Origin of the sequence: Streptomyces sp. NBC_00576 (genome assembly GCF_036345175.1) — a bacterium.
Classification (GTDB): domain Bacteria; phylum Actinomycetota; class Actinomycetes; order Streptomycetales; family Streptomycetaceae; genus Streptomyces.
Genome location: NZ_CP107780.1, coordinates 10,469,947 through 10,488,699, shown reverse-complemented (window position 1 = coordinate 10,488,699; position 18,753 = coordinate 10,469,947). Strand labels below are relative to the sequence as shown.

Here is an 18,753-nt window from a genome sequence, read left to right as displayed (position 1 = left end):
GACGCGCATGTCTCGTGGCAGTCGTCGCGGCCGTCCTGGCGGCCCTCCTGCCGACGGCTCCAGCCGCGGCCGGGGCCCAGCAGCAGCGCTGGACCGGGACTTGGGCGACCGCACAGCACGCGTCGTACGACCCGGGCACCTCGGAGGTGACCGTGCGGATCCCGGTGCACGTCAGTGCGGGCGGGACGAGCGTCCGGATCCGGTTGACCAATGAGTTCACCGACCAGCCGGTGACGATCGGACACGCGACCGTGGGACGCCGCACGAGCGGCTCCTCCGTGTCCGGCCCGCGCGATCTGACGTTCGGCGGGAAGGGGGAGGTGACGATCCCGGCCGGGGGGCAGGCGGCGAGCGACGGGGTACGGATTCCCGTGGCCGCCCGCAGCGACCTGGTGGTCAGCCTGTACTTCCCCGGCAGGCTCACCCACGTCAGCCAGCACTGGATGGGCCTCCAGACCGTCTACTGGACGCCCGACGGCGGCGGCGACCACGCCGGGGACGCCGGTGGCGGCGCGTTCACCACGACCGACGCCACCTTCCCGTTCCTCACCGGTGTCGACGTGCGGGGCGGGCCGGCGCAGGGGTCGGTTGTCGCACTCGGCGACTCCATCACCGACGGCGCCGCCTCCACCTCGAGCGCCAACCGGCGCTGGCCCGACTATCTGGCGGCCCGGCTGTCGGCCTGCACCATCCCCGCCGGAGTACTGAACGCGGGCATCAGCGGTAACCGCATCACGGCCGGCACCGACGGCAACCCATCGGCACCGGAGCGACTGGAGCGCGATGTGCTGTCCCAGCCGGGTGCCCGGACGGTGGTCCTCTTCGAGGGCGTCAACGACCTCAGCTGGGGCGGCGCCACCGGTGACCAGGTGATCGACGGGATGAGGGAGATCGCGCGGCGGGCCCACGCCCGCGGGCTGCGGGTGATCGGCGCGACCGTGGTGCCGTACCGGGGCTGGGGCGACTGGTGGAACGAGGCCAAGGAGGCCGACCGGCAGAAGGTCAACACCTTCGTACGCCACGGCGGCGTCTTCGACGGCTACGCCGACTTCGACAAGGCGGTCCGGGATCCGGACGATCCCACCCGCTACGGAGCCGCGTTCGACTCGGGTGACCATCTGCACCCCAACGACACGGGGATGAAGGCGTTCGCCGACGCGGTCGACCTCGCCGGTCTCGGGGCGGCCCGTGGCTGCCCCTCGGCCCGCGTCCGGCTCACCCCGTACCACCCGAGCCTGCAGACCGGCCGCGCCACGGAGATCACCGCGACCGTCACCAACACCGGCCCCGAAGCGGTCAACCGGGTCAGCACTCGTCTCGATCTACCCGGCGGCTGGTCCGCCGAACCGGCCGGCGGCACGCGGACACGCTTCCTCGCATCGGGCGACAGCACGACCGTCACCTGGACGGTGACCCCTGCGGCCGACACGACCTGGGGCACCCATGAGATCGGCGTACACACGTCCTTCGTCCAGGACGGCCGGACACGGCGCGACTCCGACAGCGTGGACGCCACGGTGACCCCCGCTCCGTCCGAGGTGCGGGCGCCGTATCTGACGACCGCCAGCACCACCGAGAAGGCCCAATACGCCCAGAACAGCGACCAGTTCGCCATCTGGGCAGGCGGCCAGGACCTGTCCGGCTGGAAGGACGAGAAGGCGGCGGTCTACCTCCCCGACGCCGCGCCGACGTCCGGCACTGTGACCGCCCGGGTCGTGGGCCAGACCGGCAGCGGCCCGTCCGCCAAGGCGGGGATCGCCGTCGCCAACGACCTCACCGCGCCCGAGGCCGGCGGCTACGCGGTGCTCACCATGTCCGCGCAGTTCGGCCTGGAGTTCCTGACCGACAGCGACGGCGACGGAAGGCTCGACACCTGGGCCGGCGGCGGCAGTTCGTACCACCCCGCCTGGCTGAAGCTCGTCCGCGACGGCACCGCCTACACCGCGTACGCCAGCGCCGACGGCACCGCCTGGCAGCAGGTCGCCGCCGCCACCGTGCCGTCCGCGAGCGGTACCGGCGACGCCGGGCTGGTCGCGAGCGCCGTCAACCTCAACTATCCCGGCCAGATCACGACAGCGCTCTTCGACTCCTTCTCCACGCACGAGTTCTCCACGCACGAGTGAGAGGCACATCCATGGCAGTCGACCGCCGACACTTCATGACCACCGCGGCAGCCCTCGGCGGCGCGGTGCTGCTCGCCCCACCCGGCACCGCCCAGGCACTCACCGGGGCCGCCCCGTCCGGAGTCCCGGGCATTCCCGACTACCAGGCCACCAAAGCCTCCCTCGACACCCACCCGGTGCCGCGCTGGTACAAGGACGCCAAGTTCGGCATCTTCGTCCACTGGGGCATCTACTCGGTGATCGCCGGCGCGACGCCGAGAAGTGCCTCCGAGTGGTACCTCTGGTACCAGAGCACCAAGGACACCGCCGAGTGGAAGTACCACCGCGACACCTACGGCGAGGACGTCACCTACGACGACCTCATCCCGCAGTTCAAGGCCGAGAAGTACGATCCCGATGCCTGGGTGAAGCTGTTCGAGCAGGCAGGCGCCGAGTACTTCGCGCTGACCAGCAAGCACCACGACGGATTCGCCCTCTACCCGAGCCAGGTGACGGACCGTCACGCCATGGCGTACGGCCCGAAGCGTGACCTGGTCGGCGAGCTGATGACCGCGGCCCGCAGACGAGGCACCGTGCGGCCCGGGCTGTACTACTCGCTCGGCGAGTACTTCAACCCGGCGATCGGCCGGCCGATGCGCAACTTCTACACCGACCAGGAAATCCCCATGACCGGCTACAAGCCGGTCCAGGACTACGTCGGCGACTACGAGCTCAAGCAGCTGTACGAGATCATCGACCGCTACGACCCGGAGCTGCTCTGGGCCGACGGACAGTGGTTCCGGCCCACCGGCAACCCGCCGTGGCGCAGCGAAGAACCCATGGCCCACTACTACAACCAGGCCAAGAACCGTAAGCACCCCAAGGGTGTCGTGATCAACGACCGGTTCGACACCCACTTCGACTTCGCGACGTACGAGCAGCGCACCAACCCCACGATGGACCCCCAGAAGTGGGAGTGCTGCATGACCATCGGCTACTCCTGGGGCTACAACAAGCATGAGCCGGACGAGGACTACAAGACCTCCGAGTTCCTGATCCAGCTGCTCGCCGACGTGGTCAGCAAGAACGGCAACCTGCTGCTCAACATCGGCCCCAGGGCGGACGGCACGATCCCCGAGATCATGCAGGAGCGGCTGAAGGACATCGGCGCCTGGCTGAAGGTCAACGGCCCCGCGATCTACGGGTCGGCGCCCTGGGTGCGGGCGGAGGAGGAGGGCAGTCCGCTCGGCATCCGCTACACCGTCTCCCCGGGCAAGTTCAACATCATCGTGCTGGGCAAGCCCAGCGGCACCCTCTCCGTGCCCGGGGACATCCCCATCAGCGCCACATCCCGGGTCCGGCTGCTCGGCACGAGCGGCAGTCTGCGGTGGACCCGCCGTGACGGAAAGATCAACATCACCGTCCCGTCCTCCCTGCCCAGCGACATCGCCAACGTCTTCACCGTCGACTGGGCCCGGTGAGCGGCATGGGAATCCGTACCGGTACGCGGTTCGACACCCTGGGGCCCACGCTCACCGTCACGACGGAACCCGCCGAGCCGGCCGGTGGTGACACGGTCACCGCCACCGCGGTCCTCACCAACGACTGCCCCTTCCCGCTCCGCAACGCCGTGCTCCACCTGATCGACCCCGGCGCCACCGCGGCGGCGAAGACCATCCCGCTCGGCGACCTGCGGCGCGGCGCGAGGACGACCCGGCGCTGGGAGACGGCGATGCCGGCCGACGTGGCCGGGAACGTGTCGTTCACCGCGCACGTGGTCTTCGATGTCGACGGGCACAGCAGCGACTGCGCGCGGTCCGCGAAGACGTTCACCGTGCCCTACGAGCCCAATGAGGTGCGGGACCCGTACCGGACGTTCGCCACCACCGATGACGCCGAGTTCGGCCAGTACGGCAGCCAGTTGGTGATCTGGGCGGGCGGCCGCGACTTCTCCGGCGGCACCGACGAGAAGGGGGGCATCCTCCTTCCCAGCGCCGCCGCCGAGTCGAGCGTGGTGCAGGTCAAGACGGTCAGCCTCACCGGCAGCGACAACCCCACCGCCAAGTACGGGATCGCTGTCGCCAACGACCTCACCGCCCCGGAGAAGGGCGGCTACGCCGTATTCACCATGTCGAAGTCGTTCGGCCTGGAGTTCATGACCGACAGCGACGGCGACGGACACCTCGACACCTGGGCCGGCGGCGGCGGTTCCACCCACCCCGCCTGGCTGCGCCTGGTCCGTGACGGCACGACGTACACCGCGTACAGCAGCACCAACAACGGTCTCTCCTGGAACGAGATCGCGACCGTCACCGTGCCGTCCGCGAGCAGCGCCCTGGACGCCGGCGTGGTGGCGAGCGCCGTGAACCTCAACTACCCCGGCACGAGGGTCCAGGCCGTGTTCGACCACTTCACCGTGGAGGAGTCATGAACACCTACCGCCCCGAGGAGGACTTCCTCGCGCCGCCCGTCTCGCTCACCTTCACCCCGCCCGCACCCGAGCCGGGCAAGTCCGTGACGCTGACAGCCACCCTCACCAACACCACCAGGATCGTGCTGCGCGGCACCGTGCTCTACCTCGCCGTGGACGACACCGGCGAACAGGACAGCCTGGGCAGCCTCGCGCCCGGCCGGTCGGTGACACGCACCTGGCGGACCCGGCTCGCCGACGACGCCGAGGGTCGGATCGTACTCACCGCGCACGCCCTCTTCGACGTGCACCGCCACGGCTCCGACTGCACCCGCGCCACCACCACCGTCCTACTGCCGTACCGCTCGCTGTCCGGAGCCTTCGACAACGCCGGGATCGCCTCCGACGACGCACTCACCGTCGCCAACTTCGACGGCTCGAACTCCAGTCTGTCCACCGAGGCGCTGGCGTCGGTGGGCCTGACTCCGGGTGCCACGGTCACGTACGACGACGTGCCCTTCACCTGGCCGGACACCCTCCCCGGGAGCCCCGGGAGCAAGGACAACGTCATCTCCTTCGGCCAGAGTGTGCTGCTGTCCGGCTCCGGTTCCCGGTTGTCCTTCCTCGGCACCAGCACCTGGGGCGAGGGCAGGGGAGACGGCAAGGTCGTCTACGCCGACGGCACCGAGCAGGCGTTCTCGGTCGCCGTGCCCGACTGGTACGGGGCGAGTTCCTCCGCCGCGGTGGTGCTCCCCTACCGCCACGTCGCCTCCGGCCGGGACGACAACCCCGTCAGCCTGTTCACCTTCGGCGTCGATCTGGCGGCCGGCAAGGAACTGCGCTCCGTGGTCCTGCCCAAGGTCAGCGACGGCATCCAGTCGGGCGCCCCCGCCCTGCACATCTTCGCCATGACGCTCACGACGAGCACGGCGACCACGACGAGCAACTGAGCTCTGCCGGAAGGACGTTCATGCACGACAACCAAGGCGATCTCGGCATCATCGGCATCACAGGTGTCACCCGCAGACGTGTCCTCACGGGTACGGTCGCGCTGGGCGGCGCCTCGCTGCTGGCCCGGCCGCAGGGCGCGTACGCGGCCGACGGCGCCCCCTTCGACACGGGTCACGCCGCAGCCGCGCTGAAGCGTCTGCTGCCCGGTCACCACCGGCAGGTCACCCTGCGGGCCGTCGGCGGCGACACCGACCGCTTCCGGGTCACCGGCCGGGCCGGGCACATCACGGTGGAGGGCACCAGCCCCGCCGTGCTGCTCGCGGGCCTCCACACCTATCTGCGGCGGACGGCACACGCCTCCGTCTCCTGGACCGGCGAGCAGCTGAACCTGCCGCGCACCCTCCCCGCGCCCACCGAGGAGATCGCGGGAACGGCCAATGTGCCGCACCGCTTCGCCTTCAACGACACCAACGAGGGCTACACCGGCGCCTACCGCGACTGGGACGCCTGGCAGCGCGAGTTGGACGTGCTGGCCGTGCACGGCGTCAACCGGGTACTTGTCTACATCGGCGGCGACGCCGTCTACTACGACATGTTCCGCCGGTTCGGCTACTCCGACTCCGAGATGCGCGCCTGGATCCCGGCCCCGGCTCACCAGCCCTGGTGGCTGCTGCAGAACATGTCGGGCTTCGGCGGGCCGGTCTCCCGCCAGCTCATCGAGCGACGTGCCGTACTCGCCGAGAAGATCGTCGACCGGATACGCGACCTGGGTATGACGCCCGTCCTGCCGGGCTACTACGGCAGCGTGCCGGACGACTTCCCCGCCCGCCACGGCGGGGACGCGGCGGTGGTGGCGCAGGGAAGCTGGGGCGCCTTCAAACGCCCCGACTGGCTCGACCCGCGCACGACGGCCTTCGACGACGTGGCCGCCGCCTTCTACCGGGCCCAGACAGAGCGATTCGGCGACAGCACGATGTACAAGATGGATCTGCTGCACGAGGGCGGCAACCCCGGTGACGTGCCGGTGGGCGAGGCCGCGCGGGCCGTCGAGGCGGCGCTGCAGAATGCCCATCCGGGGGCCCTCTGGGCGATCCTCGGCTGGCAGACCAACCCGTCCAAGGCGCTGCTCGACGGTGTCGACAAGAGCCGGATGCTGATCGTTGACGGTCTGTCGGACCGCTACACCACGGTCACCGACCGGGAGAGCGACTGGGGCGGCACCCCGTACGCCTTCGGCAGCATCTGGAACTTCGGCGGCCACACCCCGATGGGCGCGAACGCCCCCGACTGGGTGGAGCAGTACCCCAAGTGGCGCGACAAGGAAGGAAGTTCGCTCGCCGGTATCGCGGCGATGCCGGAGGCCGCCGACAACAACGCGCCCGCCCTCGCCCTCCTCACCGACCTGGCCTGGACGCCTGGCGTCATCGACCTGGACGACTGGTTCGCCGCGTACGCCCTCTCCCGCTACGGCGGCCCCGACCGGCACGCCGCCGCGGCCTGGCAGACGATCCGCGACACGGCGTACAACATGTCCCGCGCGGACTCCTGGAGCGAGGCTCCCGACGGCCTGTTCGGCGCCCGCCCGAGCCTGGGCGCCAACAAGGCCGCTGCGTGGGGCCCGGAGGCCGACCGTTACGACACCACTGCCTTCGACACCGCACTCACCGAACTGCTCGCCGTGCGCGCGGAGTTGAGGGACAGCTCGGCCTACCGCTACGACGTCGTCGATGTGGCGCGGCAGGTCCTGTCCAACCGCAGCCGTGTCCTGCTGCCACAGATCAGGGCCGCGCACCAGGCGGGTGACAAGGCCTTGTTCGGCAAGTTGGCGAGGACCTGGCTGGAGTGGATGGACCTCCTCGACGACCTGCTGGCGGCCTCCGGCCCGCACCTGCTCGGACGATGGCTCGCCGACGCACGTTCCTGGGGCGCCGACCGGACCGAGAAGGACCGCCTGGAGTACGACGCCCGATCCCTCATCACCACCTGGGGCGGACTCGCCAGCAGTGAGGAGGGTCTGCACGACTACGCGAACCGGGAGTGGGCGGGGCTGGTCGGTGGCCTGTACCGCACCCGCTGGAAGACGTACTTCGACGCGCTCGCCAAGGGACTCGCCACGGGGAAGGACCCGGCGACGATCGACTGGTTCGCCCTGGAGGACCGCTGGGCGCACGCGCACGAGACACACCCGACGGAGCCCCACGGTTCCCCGTACGCCCTGGCCCGGCGCGTACGCGACCTGCTCGCCGCCACTCCCCATCAGGGCACCCTCACCGCCGGTACCGACCGGGGAGCGGTGGCCGAGGGCACGCCCGCGACGGTGACGGTGACCTTCACCAACAGGAACGGCTTCGCGGCGGCACGCGGCGTGACGCTCTCCGTCACCGTCCCCGAGGGCCTGGCGGTGACGCCGCTGGATCCGGTGCGCACGGCGTCGGTGGCGTCCGGCGAGACGATCACCGCTCGCTTCGAGGTCTCGCTGACGGGTGAACCGACGCAACTGGTCGGCCGGGTCGTCGCGGCCGCGGTCTACGCCGGTGGCGGGAAGGCGGTCGCGCCGGTACGACTGGTGGCCGCGGCCGGGGTCGGCGACCCGTACCGCACGGTCTCCTTCAACGACGCCGTGTTCGGCCAGGCCGGCGACGAGTTCGCCGTCGAGGGCGCGGGGGCCGACCTGTGGGGCGCCACCAACGAGTTCGGGGCGGTGTACCGGGCGGGCGCCTACGGCGACGCAGCCGTGGCCGAGGTGACGGTCACCTCGCAGGACGCGACCGGGGGCTGGGCACGGGCGGGCCTCGTCGTCCGCAACGACCTGGGCACCCAGGGAAGCGCGGGCTATGTGAACCTGGCGGTCACTCCGTCCAACGGCTGCGCGCTCAGCTGGGACGCCGACGGCGACGGCCGTTTCGACTCGATCGCCCTGTCGGGCTCCTTCACCGCGCCGGTACGGCTGCGACTGATGAGGTCGGACGCCTCGTACACCGGCCAGGTCAGCACGGACGGCGTCACCTGGACGACAGTGGGCACAGCCACGCCGGGAGGCGCGGCCACCGCACAGGACGTCGGGGTCTTCATGACCGCGGCCAACGGCTGGACCGGCACACGGGGCATCGCCACGTTCGACGGGTTCACCGTGGCCTGATCACCGTGCCAACGCCGGCCGCGGTCAGCGCGCCCGGGTCGCGCCCGGCAGTCCGGGCGCGACCCGCAGGCCTTCCCGCCACGGCGGCACGGTCCAGCACCGCCCCGACGGGCGACGCTCCGGCTCTTCTGGCCAACCTGGCGACGCTCGCCCTGCCGGCCGGTACGACAGCATGGCCCTGGCGGGTCCGCCGCGCCTGGGCGCGGCCCGCCGGACTCCGGCCGCCGACCCCTCGGAGCCGTGCCGCCTGCGGCACGGCTCCTTCCCGTACCCGCATGGACCCCGCGTTGATGCACAGCGCTACCCGAACAGGCGCCGCTGGATCTCGCGCCGGTAGTCCTCCAGGGTTCTGTCGAGGTGTACCGCGGTGGCCTGCGCCGCTTCCTCGGCGTGGCCGTCACGGATGGCCCGGTAGATCGCCTCGTGTTCCTCGACCGCCGCCCCGGTGTGCTCACTGAACGTGTCATGGATACCGATGGCGCTGGACTGGCGCTGCAGACGTCGTGCGTCGCGCACGGCGCTGGCGAGGAAGGTGTTGTGCGAGGCCGCGGTCACGGCCGCGTGGAAGTCGTCGTCCGCCTGGTTGAAGACGTCGACCTGACCGTGGACGAACCCGTGCCGGCACTGCTGCATGGCGAGCTCGATGGTGCGCAGTTCGGAGGGAGTGGCACGGGTCGCCGCCAGGCTGCTGGCGGCCATCTCCTGGACCCGGCGGAACTCGAACAGCATCAGAACGTGGTCGAGATCGACGGGCCGGAAGAAACCTCCCCACCGGCTGGTGATGAGCATGCCCTCGTCGTCCGCAACGAACAGGCCTCGCCCCTTGTGGGCCCGTACGCGGCCGAGCGCCGAGAGGATCTTCACGGCTTCCCGCACCACCGCCCGGCTGGTGTTCAGCGTCTCGGCCAGATCGATCTCCGTGGGCAGCCGGTCCCCCGCCTCGAGCCGTGACTCGGCGATGTACTCCAGGATCCGCTCCGCCACGATTTCGTACCCCGGGCGGTAGTCACGCCGCTCGTCCGAGCCGTTCACCGCTGGTGCCGCAACGGGAAGGGCCTGCACCGGCAGGGCCGCTTCGGTCGCTGGCGTGTCGTTCATCTGTGCTGCCTCCGGGGTGACTGCGGCGAACGCGACTGATCGCTGGGGAGCGTGCTCATCGTACCTCAGACCAACAATAAGTCGTACTCATTGTGAGAGCGAACCGCACCGTAGGCCTCCTGGACGGAAATGAATAAAAGGGATCTCAGCTGTCATAACACCGCACGACACTCACCTGATTGCTCATAGATACACCAAGAGAACGGTGCACAACCCCTTGACGAATCCCTCGATAAGGCGGCTAATTTCATCGCGAAGGTGTTGGTCCAGTCACCTTCAGCGCCCGACGCCCGCCCGGGACGGCTCGGTGTCACCCCATTCACGCGCACTCAGTGGAGCCACTCATGACCCTCAACAAGCCTTCGTCCAGCCAGGAAAGCGCGGTCAGTCGCAGACGTGCCGCGTTGCTGGCCGGGTGTGCGGCGACCGTGGTGCTGACCGTGGCCGCCTGCGGCGGCGGCACGGCCGGTACGACCAACAAGGACGGCTTCGCTCAGGCGCCGCAGAAGGACGGTGCGTTGACCGTCTGGGTGGACGCGACCCGTATGGACGCCGCGAAGCTGTACCAGAAGCTGCACCCTGAGGTGAAGCTGGACATCGTCAGCTACGACGGTGACGCCAACGGCTCGAACTACCTCCAGACGAAGGTCCAGCTCTTCAACCGCACCGGCAAGGGCTGGCCGGATGTCGTCTTCAGCTCCCAGAACAACGAGGCCAGCTGGGCGGTCGACGCGGGCTTCGCCGCTCCGCTCAACAAGGGCCTGGTCGACGAGGCGACCCTGGGGCAGTTCGCGAAGGGAGCCAACGACGTCTGCACGGTGGGCGGCACCGTCTACTGTCTGCGCAACGACCTCTCCCAGGCGGTGCTCTGGTACGACGCGCCGTTGCTGAAGAAGTTCGGGTACACGGTGCCGACGACCTGGGAGGAGTACCAGCAGCTCGGTGAGAAGGTTGCCAAGGAGCACCCGGGTTATCTCGTGGGCGACGCCGGTGACTCCTTCACCCCCGAGATCTACCTGTGGGCGAGCAAGTGCGGCGCCAACCACATCACGGGCCCGAAGGCCGTGTCGGTGAACACCACCAGCGAGGCCTGCACCAAGATGGCCAAGCTGCTGGACGTACTGATCAAGAACAAGTCCATGTCCATCAGCGGCGTCTTCAGCACCGACTTCGGCAAGAACCAGGCCGACAAGGTCCTGCTCATGCCGGGCCCGGCCTGGTTCGGCGGCGCGGTCTTCAGGGACACCCTCAAGGTTCCGGCCAAGCAGATCGCGGCGGCTCCCATACCGCAGTGGCAGGGGGACAGCTCACCCGCCACCGGCAACGTCGGCGGCGGCACCTGGCTGATGTCCCAGCACTCCACGCACATCAAGGCGGCCACCGACTTCCTGAAGTGGGTCACCACCGACAACGCCTACCAGGGCGAGAAGGCGCCCGGCTTCCCCGCCTACACGCCCGCGGCCGAGGCCTGGCTGAAGGGTCAGGACACCGCCGGCTACTTCGCCAGTGACCTGAGCGCACTCAAGGACGCCGCCTCCCAGGTCTGGCCGGAGTGGGGTTCGGGCCAGTTCAGCCAGGAGGCGATCTGGGCGGCCACCGTCAAGCCCGGCATCACCCAGGGCAAGTCCATCGCCTCGATGCTGCCCGCCTGGCAGGACTCCATCACCAAGTACGCCAAGTCCAACGGATACAAGGTCTCCCAGTGACCGAGACGCACCCCTCGGCCGGTTCTGCCCGGCGGCGCCCTCGCGGCACCGCCCGGCAGAGCCGGGCCGGTGTCGCCTTCGTCGCCGTCTACGTGCTCCTGCTGATCGCGTTCGGCATCCTGCCGACCGGTTACGCCGTCTACTTCGCCTTCACCGACGCCGGGGGCAGTTTCAGCGGCTTCACCAACTTCATCACCACAGCGCAGGACTTCCGTTTCCTGGACGCCGTGGGCCATGTCGCGCTGTACCTCCTCTTCTGGCTGGTCTCGCTCGTGGTGTTCGTGGTGGCCCTGGCTCTGCTGCTGCACCGTCTCGCCTCGGGCGGTGTCAGCAAGTCCCTGCGCTTCCTCTACTACATCCCCGGAGCCCTCGCCGGCGCCGCGAGCGTGCTGGTGTGGCTGTTCATGCTCGACCCGGCGGTGAGCCCGGTCAGCTCGCTGCTGGGCATGCTGGGATTCCACACGTTCGGTGAGGTCATCGCTCCCGGCAACCTGCCCGTGCTGTTCACGATCATCGCGTTCTGGACCGGCGCGGGTGGCTGGATCGTCGTCATCTACGGCGCGCTGAACAACATCCCCCAGGACGTCATGGAAGCCGCGCGCATCGACGGTGCGAGCGCCTGGCAGACCGCCTGGCGTGTGCAGATCCCCATGCTCCGCAAGTGGATCGTGTACATGGTGATCCTGGCCTTCGCGGGCGGCGCCCAGCTCTTCGTGGAGCCGCAGTTGCTCTCCCTGGCCAGCGTGGGCGTCGCCGGACGCGACTACTCGCTGAACCAGCTGACGTACGACTTCGCCTTCCAGATGAACAACATCAACGGCGCCGCCGCGGTCTCGGTGGAGCTCCTGGTCGTCAGTGTGTCGGCCGCCGCGGTCTTCGTCGCACGGTCGGGGTTCTTCGATGCCGACTGAGACCTCTGCCGTACCGGCCACCGTCACACCACGCACGGAACGGGAACCAAGCGTCATGAGCCGAGCGCACCACCAGGCCACCGAGCGGCGGCGCACCTTCTCCCCGCGTCGCCTCGCGCCCCGCCTGCTGATCGGCTCCGTACTGGCCGTGTTCATGGTGTTCTTCGTGCTGCCGGTGGTGTGGCTCGTCCTCGCGGCGACCAAGACCGACCAGCAACTCGTCCACGGCAGCCCGCTGTCCTTCGGCTCCTGGCACGCCTTCAAGGCCAACTGGGACGCCCTCACGGCGTTCCAGGACAACGCCATCATGCAGTGGCTGGGCAACTCCACGCTCTACGCGGTGATCTCGCTGGTCATCACGCTCTGCGTGGCCATCCCCGCGGGGTACGCCCTGGCGATGACCGAGTTCCGCGGCCGTCACACGCTGCTCGTCTCGACCCTCGTGGTGATGCTCATGCCGACCGCGACGCTGGTGGTGCCGCTGTTCCTGGAGATCAACGCGGTGCGTCTGATCGGCACGATGTGGTCGATCATCCTGCCGTACTCGTTCTACCCGTTCGGCGTGTACCTGACGTACATCTACTTCACCACCGCCGTACCGAAGGACCTGCTGGCGGCGGCACGGATGGACGGCTGCTCGGAGTTCGGCGTCTTCCGGCACATCGCGCTGCCGCTGGCGACGCCGGTGATCGCCCTCGTGGGCTTCTTCAGCTTCGTCGCCAACTGGACCAACTACTTCCTGCCGTACGTGATGCTTCCCGAGAGCGACCAGATGCCGATCCAGGTGGGCGTCGGAAGCCTGCTCAGCAACGTGCCCTCCTTCAACCCCGCTGTCGGCGACCTCGCGATCGAGCGCCCGCAACTGGCGCTGGCCACGCTGCTGGCCATCACACCGGTGCTGGTCGTCTTCCTGTTCGCCCAGCGCTTCCTGGTCAGCGGGATGCTCGCCGGAGCCACCAAGGAGTAGGCCCCGGCCTGCAGCTCCACGACATGACGTCCGCAGCCGGCACCCGTCCGCCCGGCCGTCGTCCCCGGTACGCGCACCGCGCCGCCACCCCCGAACGGAGATCCTTCCCATGCCCTCCAGCTCTTCCGACCGCACGTCGGGTGAGGACGCTCCGGCCCTCGTCCGACCCACCGCGCCGCCCGAGGTCCAGGCCCGCGTGCCGGTACTCGAACCACCCGGATGGGCCGTCGCCCAACGGTCCCTGTTCGAGCTCCTCGACCACGCCTGGCGCCGCTTCGCCCGCGACTTCACCGGCCCGGACGGCCGGCTGAACTACACCGGCCCGCTCACCACCCGCGACGGTGTGGACGACTTCTACGAGGTGTTCTTCAACTGGCCCCAGTTGTACCTCCTCGGCGGCGCCGACGACCTGCTGCCCGCCAGTGAGAAGCATTGGGAGGGCGTGACCCGCCAGCTCACCGAACTGGACATGCTGCGCGACGAGTACGAACGCGGCTACGACTGGTTCCACCAGGGCGAGAGCCTGCTCCTGCTCTACTTCCTGTGCATGGCCGCCCCCGAGCGCTGGTCCGAACGCGCCCTGCGCTTCGCCGAGTTGTACGTCGACCCGGCCAAGGGCAACTACGACCCCGACCACCGTGTCATCACTCGCCCGCACAACGGCAGCGACCCCGACCGCCACGGCGTGTTCGACGGCGACGTCTATCCCTGGATGCAGAAGGAGGCCGAGACGTACGGCTTCCCGCTCGAGTGGATCCCCGAGGCGGACGGCGGTCCGTTCCCGCTCTCCGCGGATCCTCGTCTCGGTGCGCAGATGCGGGACCGGACGGGCGTCGGCGACACCGCGGTCAACCTCGCCGCGGCGGGACTGGTCCTCAACGCGTGGATCCTGACCGGCGAGGACCGCTACCGCGACTGGATCGTGGAGTACGTCGGCGCGTGGCGGGAGCGCACCGAGGCGAACGGCGGTCTCATCCCGGACAACGTCGGCCCGGACGGTGTCGTCGGCAGCCTGCTGGAGGGCCGCTGGTACGGCGGCCACTACGGCTGGTCCTGGCCGCACGGCTGGCACAGTGTGGGCCACGCGGCGACCGTGGCGGCGCTGGCGGCGGCCACGGTCACCGGGGACGACGACTACCTCTCCATGGTCGCGACCTCACTCGACGCCCTGATCGAACGCGGCAAGGTGATGCCGCACACCGAGGCGGACTCCAGCCTCCCCTCCAAGTGGGTGGTCGAACTCGGGCCGGACGCCCACACGCCCACGCCGCATCTGCCGTTCCGGCACAACGACTCGGGCTGGTTCGACTACAACCCGGCCACGCCGCCCGTGCCGGTGGCCCTGTGGCACCACACCGCCTCCGACGCCGACCGCGCCCGACTGGAGGGACTGCGCGAGGTCGACGGCATCGACTGGCGGACCGTCCGGCCGTTCCGCGCCAAGGAGGAGTCCGGCCACGAGAAGGCGTGGTTCGCCTTCCTCGCCGGTGACGACCCCGGCTATCCCGAGCGGATCCTCGCCACCGCCCAGGCCCAGATCCGCCACCGCCTGCGGCGCATCGACCGCTACCGCGACCTGGACGTGCCCGAGGCCGACATCCACGTATGGCAGCAGTGCAACCCCGTGGCCACCGAGGCCCTCGTCCAGCTAACCTGGGGCGGCCCCCAGGTGCTGTACAACGGGGGCCTGCAGCAGGCCAGGCTGCGCTACCACGACGCCGAGGCGCGCCGCGCCGGCCTGCCGCCGGACGTGGCCGCGCTGGTCACCTCCATCGCCCCCGAGGCGACCACTGTCGAACTCGTCAACCTGTCCCCCGGGACGGACCGCGCGGTGATCGTCCAAGCGGGCGCCTTCGCCGAGCACACCATCACCGCCGTCCGCTACACGACCTGCGCGGACGACGGCTGGATCGGTGACATGTACGACTACGGCCACACCGAGCCCGTCGTCACCGAGTCGGAGCAGGTCTGCGACAGTGCCTTCCTGACGGTCCGGCTGCCCGCGTCCACCCGCATCAAGCTCGTCCTGCGGCTCGGCCTGCGCACCAACACTCCCAGCTACCGCACCCCGTTCGACACCCCGGCCGACGAGCCCTCCCCGGGCGCGGAGGAGACCACGGCATGAAGCGCATCGCCCAGACCATCAAGCTCCGTCCCGAACACCGGGAGGAGTACCTCGAACTCCACTCCGCCGTCTGGCCCGGCGTCCAAGCGGCCATGCACCGGGCACAGATCCGCAACTACGGCATCTTCCTCCAGGGTGACGTCCTGTTCGCCTACTTCGAGTACCACGGCGACGACTTCGAGGCCGACATGGCCGTCCTCGAAGCCGATCCCGAAACGCAGGAGTGGTGGAAACTCACCGACCCCTGCCAGGAACCGTGGCCGGACCGGGGAGACTCACGCCAGTGGACGGAACTCACCGAGGTCTGGCACCTCGACCCGCCCGGCGAGGACTCCACCGTCTGACGCGACGCCCACCAGACCGACCGACTTGGAACCCGCCGTGACCTCTGCCCCCGCCCCCGTCCTCATCGACGCCCACCATCACCTCTGGGACCTCGACCGGCGTCCGCAGTCCTGGCTCGACGACCCCGCCCTGTCATCGATCAGCCGTACCTTCACCCCCGGCGACCTGCGCTCCACCGCAACTCACCCCATCGCGGGTCGTCATCTGCACAGCACGGTGGTCGTGCAGTGCATGCCGGACGTGCCCGAGACCGAGGACCTGCTCGCCCTCGCGGAGCAGGAACCGCTGATCGAGGCAGTGGTCGGCTGGGCGGACCTGACATCGCCGGTGATCGGCGAGATGCTGGACCGACTGCTCGCCGGCCCGGGCGGCGCCTATCTGCGCTCCCTGCGCCATCTCGTCCAGGGGGAGACGAACCCACGCTGGCTGCAACGCCCGGATGTGGAGCGGGGGTTGGCGGCGGTCAGGGACCGGGGGCTCTCCTACGACGTACTGGTCCGCAGCCACCAGCTCGACCAGGCGACCCGCCTGGCCGAACGGTTTCCCGAGCTGCCACAGGTGCTCGACCACGCGGGCAAGCCGCCCATCGCCCGGGGCGAACTGGCGGACTGGCGACGCCAGGTGCAACAGCTGGCCGCGCACCCGCAGGTGGTCTGCAAACTGTCGGGACTGATCACCGAAGCCGACCACGACGCCTGGACGACCGCCGACATCCGCCCCGTCTGGGACACCCTGCTCACCGCCTTCGGACCCGATCGGCTGATGTTCGGCTCCGACTGGCCGGTCGCGAACCTCGCGGGCGGCTGGAACCGCTGGGCCGCCACCATGGACGAACTGCTCACCGACTGTGCCGAGAACGAGATCGACGCACTCCTCGCCGGCACCGCGACCACCTTCTACCGCCTTCCCGCCCGCAGTTGACTATCGGCGTCCGCGCTGAAGGGACCCTGACGACACGATGACTCTCGCCGTCCGTTACATGTCTGCCCGCACTCTGGACACGGCTTCCGCCGAGACCCGCTCGCCCGGTCCGGGTGAGGTGGAGCTGGCGCCCGCCTATGTCGGTATCTGCGGCACCGACCTGCACATCTTCCACGGCGACATGGACGCCCGGGTGTCCACGCCCGCTGTCCTGGGACACGAGATGTCCGGCCGTGTCGTCCGTGTCGGCCCGGACGTCGAGGGCTGGGCGCCCGGTGACGCGGTCACGGTGATGCCGCTGCGCTGGGACGACACCTGCCCGGCCTGTCTCAAGGGCCACCAGCACATCTGCCAGCACCTCGACTTCATCGGCATCGACTCCCCCGGCGCGATGCAGCAGCGCTGGACCGTACCCGCCTCCACCCTGATCCGGCTGCCCGACACCCTTGCCCTGGACCGGGCCGCACTCGTCGAACCCACCGCCGTGGCCGTGCACGACGTCGGCCGGGCCGGGGTCGTCGAGGGCGAGAAGGTCGTCGTGGTCGGCGGCGGCCCGGTCGGCATCCTCATCGCACTGGTCGCGCGGGCCGCGGGCGCCGATGCGCGGGTGGTGGAGCTGAACGCCCACCGGCGCCTGCTCGCCGAGGAGCTGGGCCTGACCACCTGGAACCCGGCCACCGCAGACGTACCCTCGTTGGCCGGTGAGTGGACCCGGGACGCGGGCGCGGACGTCGCCTTCGAGGTGTCCGGCGCGGCGGGCGGTGTGGACAGCGCGGTCGACGTGCTGGGTGTGCGCGGGCGGCTGTGCCTGGTCGCCATCCATCCCCGGCCCCGCGAGATCAACCTGCACCGCTTCTTCTGGCGCGAACTCACCCTGGTGGGCGCCCGCTTGTACGACCGCACCGACTTCGAAAAAGCCGTGACCCTGGTCGCCGACCGCACCATCCCCGCCGAACGGCTGATCAGCAAGATCGTCCCCCTCACCCAGGCGCCCGCCGCGTTCGAGGCCCTGGAAGGCGGCGGCAACGTGATGAAGATCCTCGTGGACTGCACCACCGACACCGACACCACCGACACCGACGCCACCACCAACACCGACGCCGACGCCGACGCCGACGCCGACGACGCTCAGGGAGTCGCCGTATGACCGCCTTCGACCTCACCGGGAAGCTCGCCGTCGTCACCGGGGCCCGGCGTGGCATCGGCCGGGCCATGGCCCGCGCACTCGCCGAGGCCGGCGCGGACATCATCGGCGTCAGCGCCACCCTGGAGGAATCCGGCAGCGCGGTCGACAAGGACGTGCGTGCCGCGGGGCGTACCTTCGAGGCGATCCGCACCGACTTCGCCGACCCGGCGGCCGTACGGGCGCTGGGCGCCGACCTCGCCGGACGCGCACGGCCGGTGGACATCCTCGTCAACAACGCGGGCACCATCCGCCGCGCCCCGGCCGCCGAACACACCGACGCCGACTGGGAGCTGGTCCTCCAGGTCAACCTCACCGCCCAGTTCGCGCTGACCCGTGCCGTCGGCGCGGCGATGGTCGCCCGAGGACAGGGAAAGATCGTCTTCACCGCGTCGCTGCTCAGCTTCCAGGGCGGTATCACCGTCCCCGGCTACACCGCCGCCAAACACGGCATCGCCGGCCTGACCAAGGCACTGGCCAACGAGTGGGCCCCGCACGGCGTCAACGTCAACGCCATCGCGCCCGGCTACATCGCCACCGACAACACCCAGGCCCTGCAGGCCGACCCCGTCCGCAGCAAGGCCATCCTCGACCGCATCCCCGCCGGCCGCTGGGGCAGCGCCGACGACCTCGCCGGCGCCACCGTCTTCCTCGCCTCCGACGCCGCCGCCTACCTCCACGGCGTCGTCCTGCCCGTCGACGGCGGCTGGCTCGGCCGATGAACGACACCGACGTGACGTCGGTAGGGGCGGAGCGCGGCCCGGCCTGCACAGCCTGGACCGCATCGGCCATGCCCCCCGAAGACGTCTCCATGGCCGCGCTCGCCGACGTCGAGGCGCTCATGGCCTGCGCCTCGGCCCACGCGCGGCGCTGACCATACGCCGATCGACCTCCC

15 protein-coding genes are annotated in these 18,753 nt (G+C 70.0%); 14 read left to right on the top strand and 1 reads right to left on the bottom strand.

All coding sequences use genetic code 11. The features are described from left to right. Positions 1 to 14: 14 nt before the first annotated feature. The 5 genes from OG734_RS45720 to OG734_RS45700 are packed head-to-tail and all read left to right on the top strand — an operon-like array spanning position 15 to position 8,602. A complete protein-coding gene (locus tag OG734_RS45720) occupies positions 15 to 2,123 on the top strand; it encodes a GDSL-type esterase/lipase family protein (RefSeq protein ID WP_330293283.1) in 2,109 nt (702 codons plus the stop codon). Positions 2,124 to 2,134: 11 nt separating this feature from the next. After that, positions 2,135 to 3,583, top strand: a complete 1,449-nt coding sequence (locus OG734_RS45715) for an alpha-L-fucosidase (protein WP_330293282.1) — start codon at positions 2,135 to 2,137, stop codon at positions 3,581 to 3,583. 5 nt (positions 3,584 to 3,588) lie between these two features. Further along, complete coding sequence (locus OG734_RS45710) at positions 3,589 to 4,533, top strand: hypothetical protein (RefSeq protein WP_330294027.1); 945 nt, start codon at positions 3,589 to 3,591, stop codon at positions 4,531 to 4,533. Next, entirely contained in the window at positions 4,530 to 5,462 is a 933-nt protein-coding gene (locus OG734_RS45705; protein ID WP_330293281.1) for a beta-glucosidase, read from the top strand. Before OG734_RS45710 ends, OG734_RS45705 begins: the two co-directional genes overlap by 4 nt. A gap of 20 nt (positions 5,463 to 5,482) precedes the next feature. Further along, the gene (locus OG734_RS45700; protein ID WP_330293280.1) at positions 5,483 to 8,602 is read left to right on the top strand and encodes an alpha-N-acetylglucosaminidase; all 3,120 of its coding nucleotides are present in this window, start codon (positions 5,483 to 5,485) and stop codon (positions 8,600 to 8,602) included. A gap of 300 nt (positions 8,603 to 8,902) precedes the next feature. Here OG734_RS45700 and OG734_RS45695 read toward each other — a convergent pair whose 3' ends face one another. Continuing rightward, a complete protein-coding gene (locus OG734_RS45695; protein ID WP_330293279.1) occupies positions 8,903 to 9,700 on the bottom strand; it encodes a FadR/GntR family transcriptional regulator in 798 nt (265 codons plus the stop codon). Positions 9,701 to 10,044: 344 nt separating this feature from the next. Here OG734_RS45695 and OG734_RS45690 point away from each other — a divergent pair, with 344 nt between their 5' ends. From OG734_RS45690 to OG734_RS45650, 9 genes are all read left to right on the top strand, one after another. Continuing rightward, positions 10,045 to 11,406, top strand: a complete 1,362-nt coding sequence (locus OG734_RS45690; RefSeq protein ID WP_330293278.1) for an ABC transporter substrate-binding protein — start codon at positions 10,045 to 10,047, stop codon at positions 11,404 to 11,406. Beyond that, on the top strand, positions 11,403 to 12,317 hold the full coding sequence (locus OG734_RS45685) for a carbohydrate ABC transporter permease (protein WP_330293277.1): 915 nt from the start codon (positions 11,403 to 11,405) through the stop codon (positions 12,315 to 12,317). Before OG734_RS45690 ends, OG734_RS45685 begins: the two co-directional genes overlap by 4 nt. A gap of 55 nt (positions 12,318 to 12,372) precedes the next feature. Beyond that, on the top strand, positions 12,373 to 13,284 hold the full coding sequence (locus OG734_RS45680) for a carbohydrate ABC transporter permease (protein WP_330293276.1): 912 nt from the start codon (positions 12,373 to 12,375) through the stop codon (positions 13,282 to 13,284). A 109-nt stretch (positions 13,285 to 13,393) separates the two neighbouring features. Next, positions 13,394 to 15,409, top strand: coding sequence for a hypothetical protein (locus OG734_RS45675; protein ID WP_330293275.1), 2,016 nt, complete (start codon positions 13,394 to 13,396; stop codon positions 15,407 to 15,409). Beyond that, positions 15,406 to 15,753, top strand: a complete 348-nt coding sequence (locus OG734_RS45670) for an L-rhamnose mutarotase (RefSeq protein WP_330293274.1) — start codon at positions 15,406 to 15,408, stop codon at positions 15,751 to 15,753. The genes OG734_RS45675 and OG734_RS45670 overlap by 4 nt, the downstream gene beginning before the upstream one ends. Positions 15,754 to 15,790: 37 nt before the next feature. Then, on the top strand, positions 15,791 to 16,675 hold the full coding sequence (locus OG734_RS45665) for an amidohydrolase family protein (protein ID WP_330293273.1): 885 nt from the start codon (positions 15,791 to 15,793) through the stop codon (positions 16,673 to 16,675). 37 nt (positions 16,676 to 16,712) lie between these two features. Beyond that, positions 16,713 to 17,822, top strand: a complete 1,110-nt coding sequence (locus OG734_RS45660) for a zinc-dependent alcohol dehydrogenase (protein WP_330293272.1) — start codon at positions 16,713 to 16,715, stop codon at positions 17,820 to 17,822. Further along, positions 17,819 to 18,580: an SDR family NAD(P)-dependent oxidoreductase gene (locus OG734_RS45655; RefSeq protein ID WP_330293271.1), complete on the top strand. Its 762-nt coding sequence runs from the start codon at positions 17,819 to 17,821 to the stop codon at positions 18,578 to 18,580. Before OG734_RS45660 ends, OG734_RS45655 begins: the two co-directional genes overlap by 4 nt. Next, positions 18,577 to 18,732, top strand: a complete 156-nt coding sequence (locus OG734_RS45650) for a hypothetical protein (protein WP_330293270.1) — start codon at positions 18,577 to 18,579, stop codon at positions 18,730 to 18,732. Before OG734_RS45655 ends, OG734_RS45650 begins: the two co-directional genes overlap by 4 nt. Positions 18,733 to 18,753: the final 21 nt, after the last annotated feature.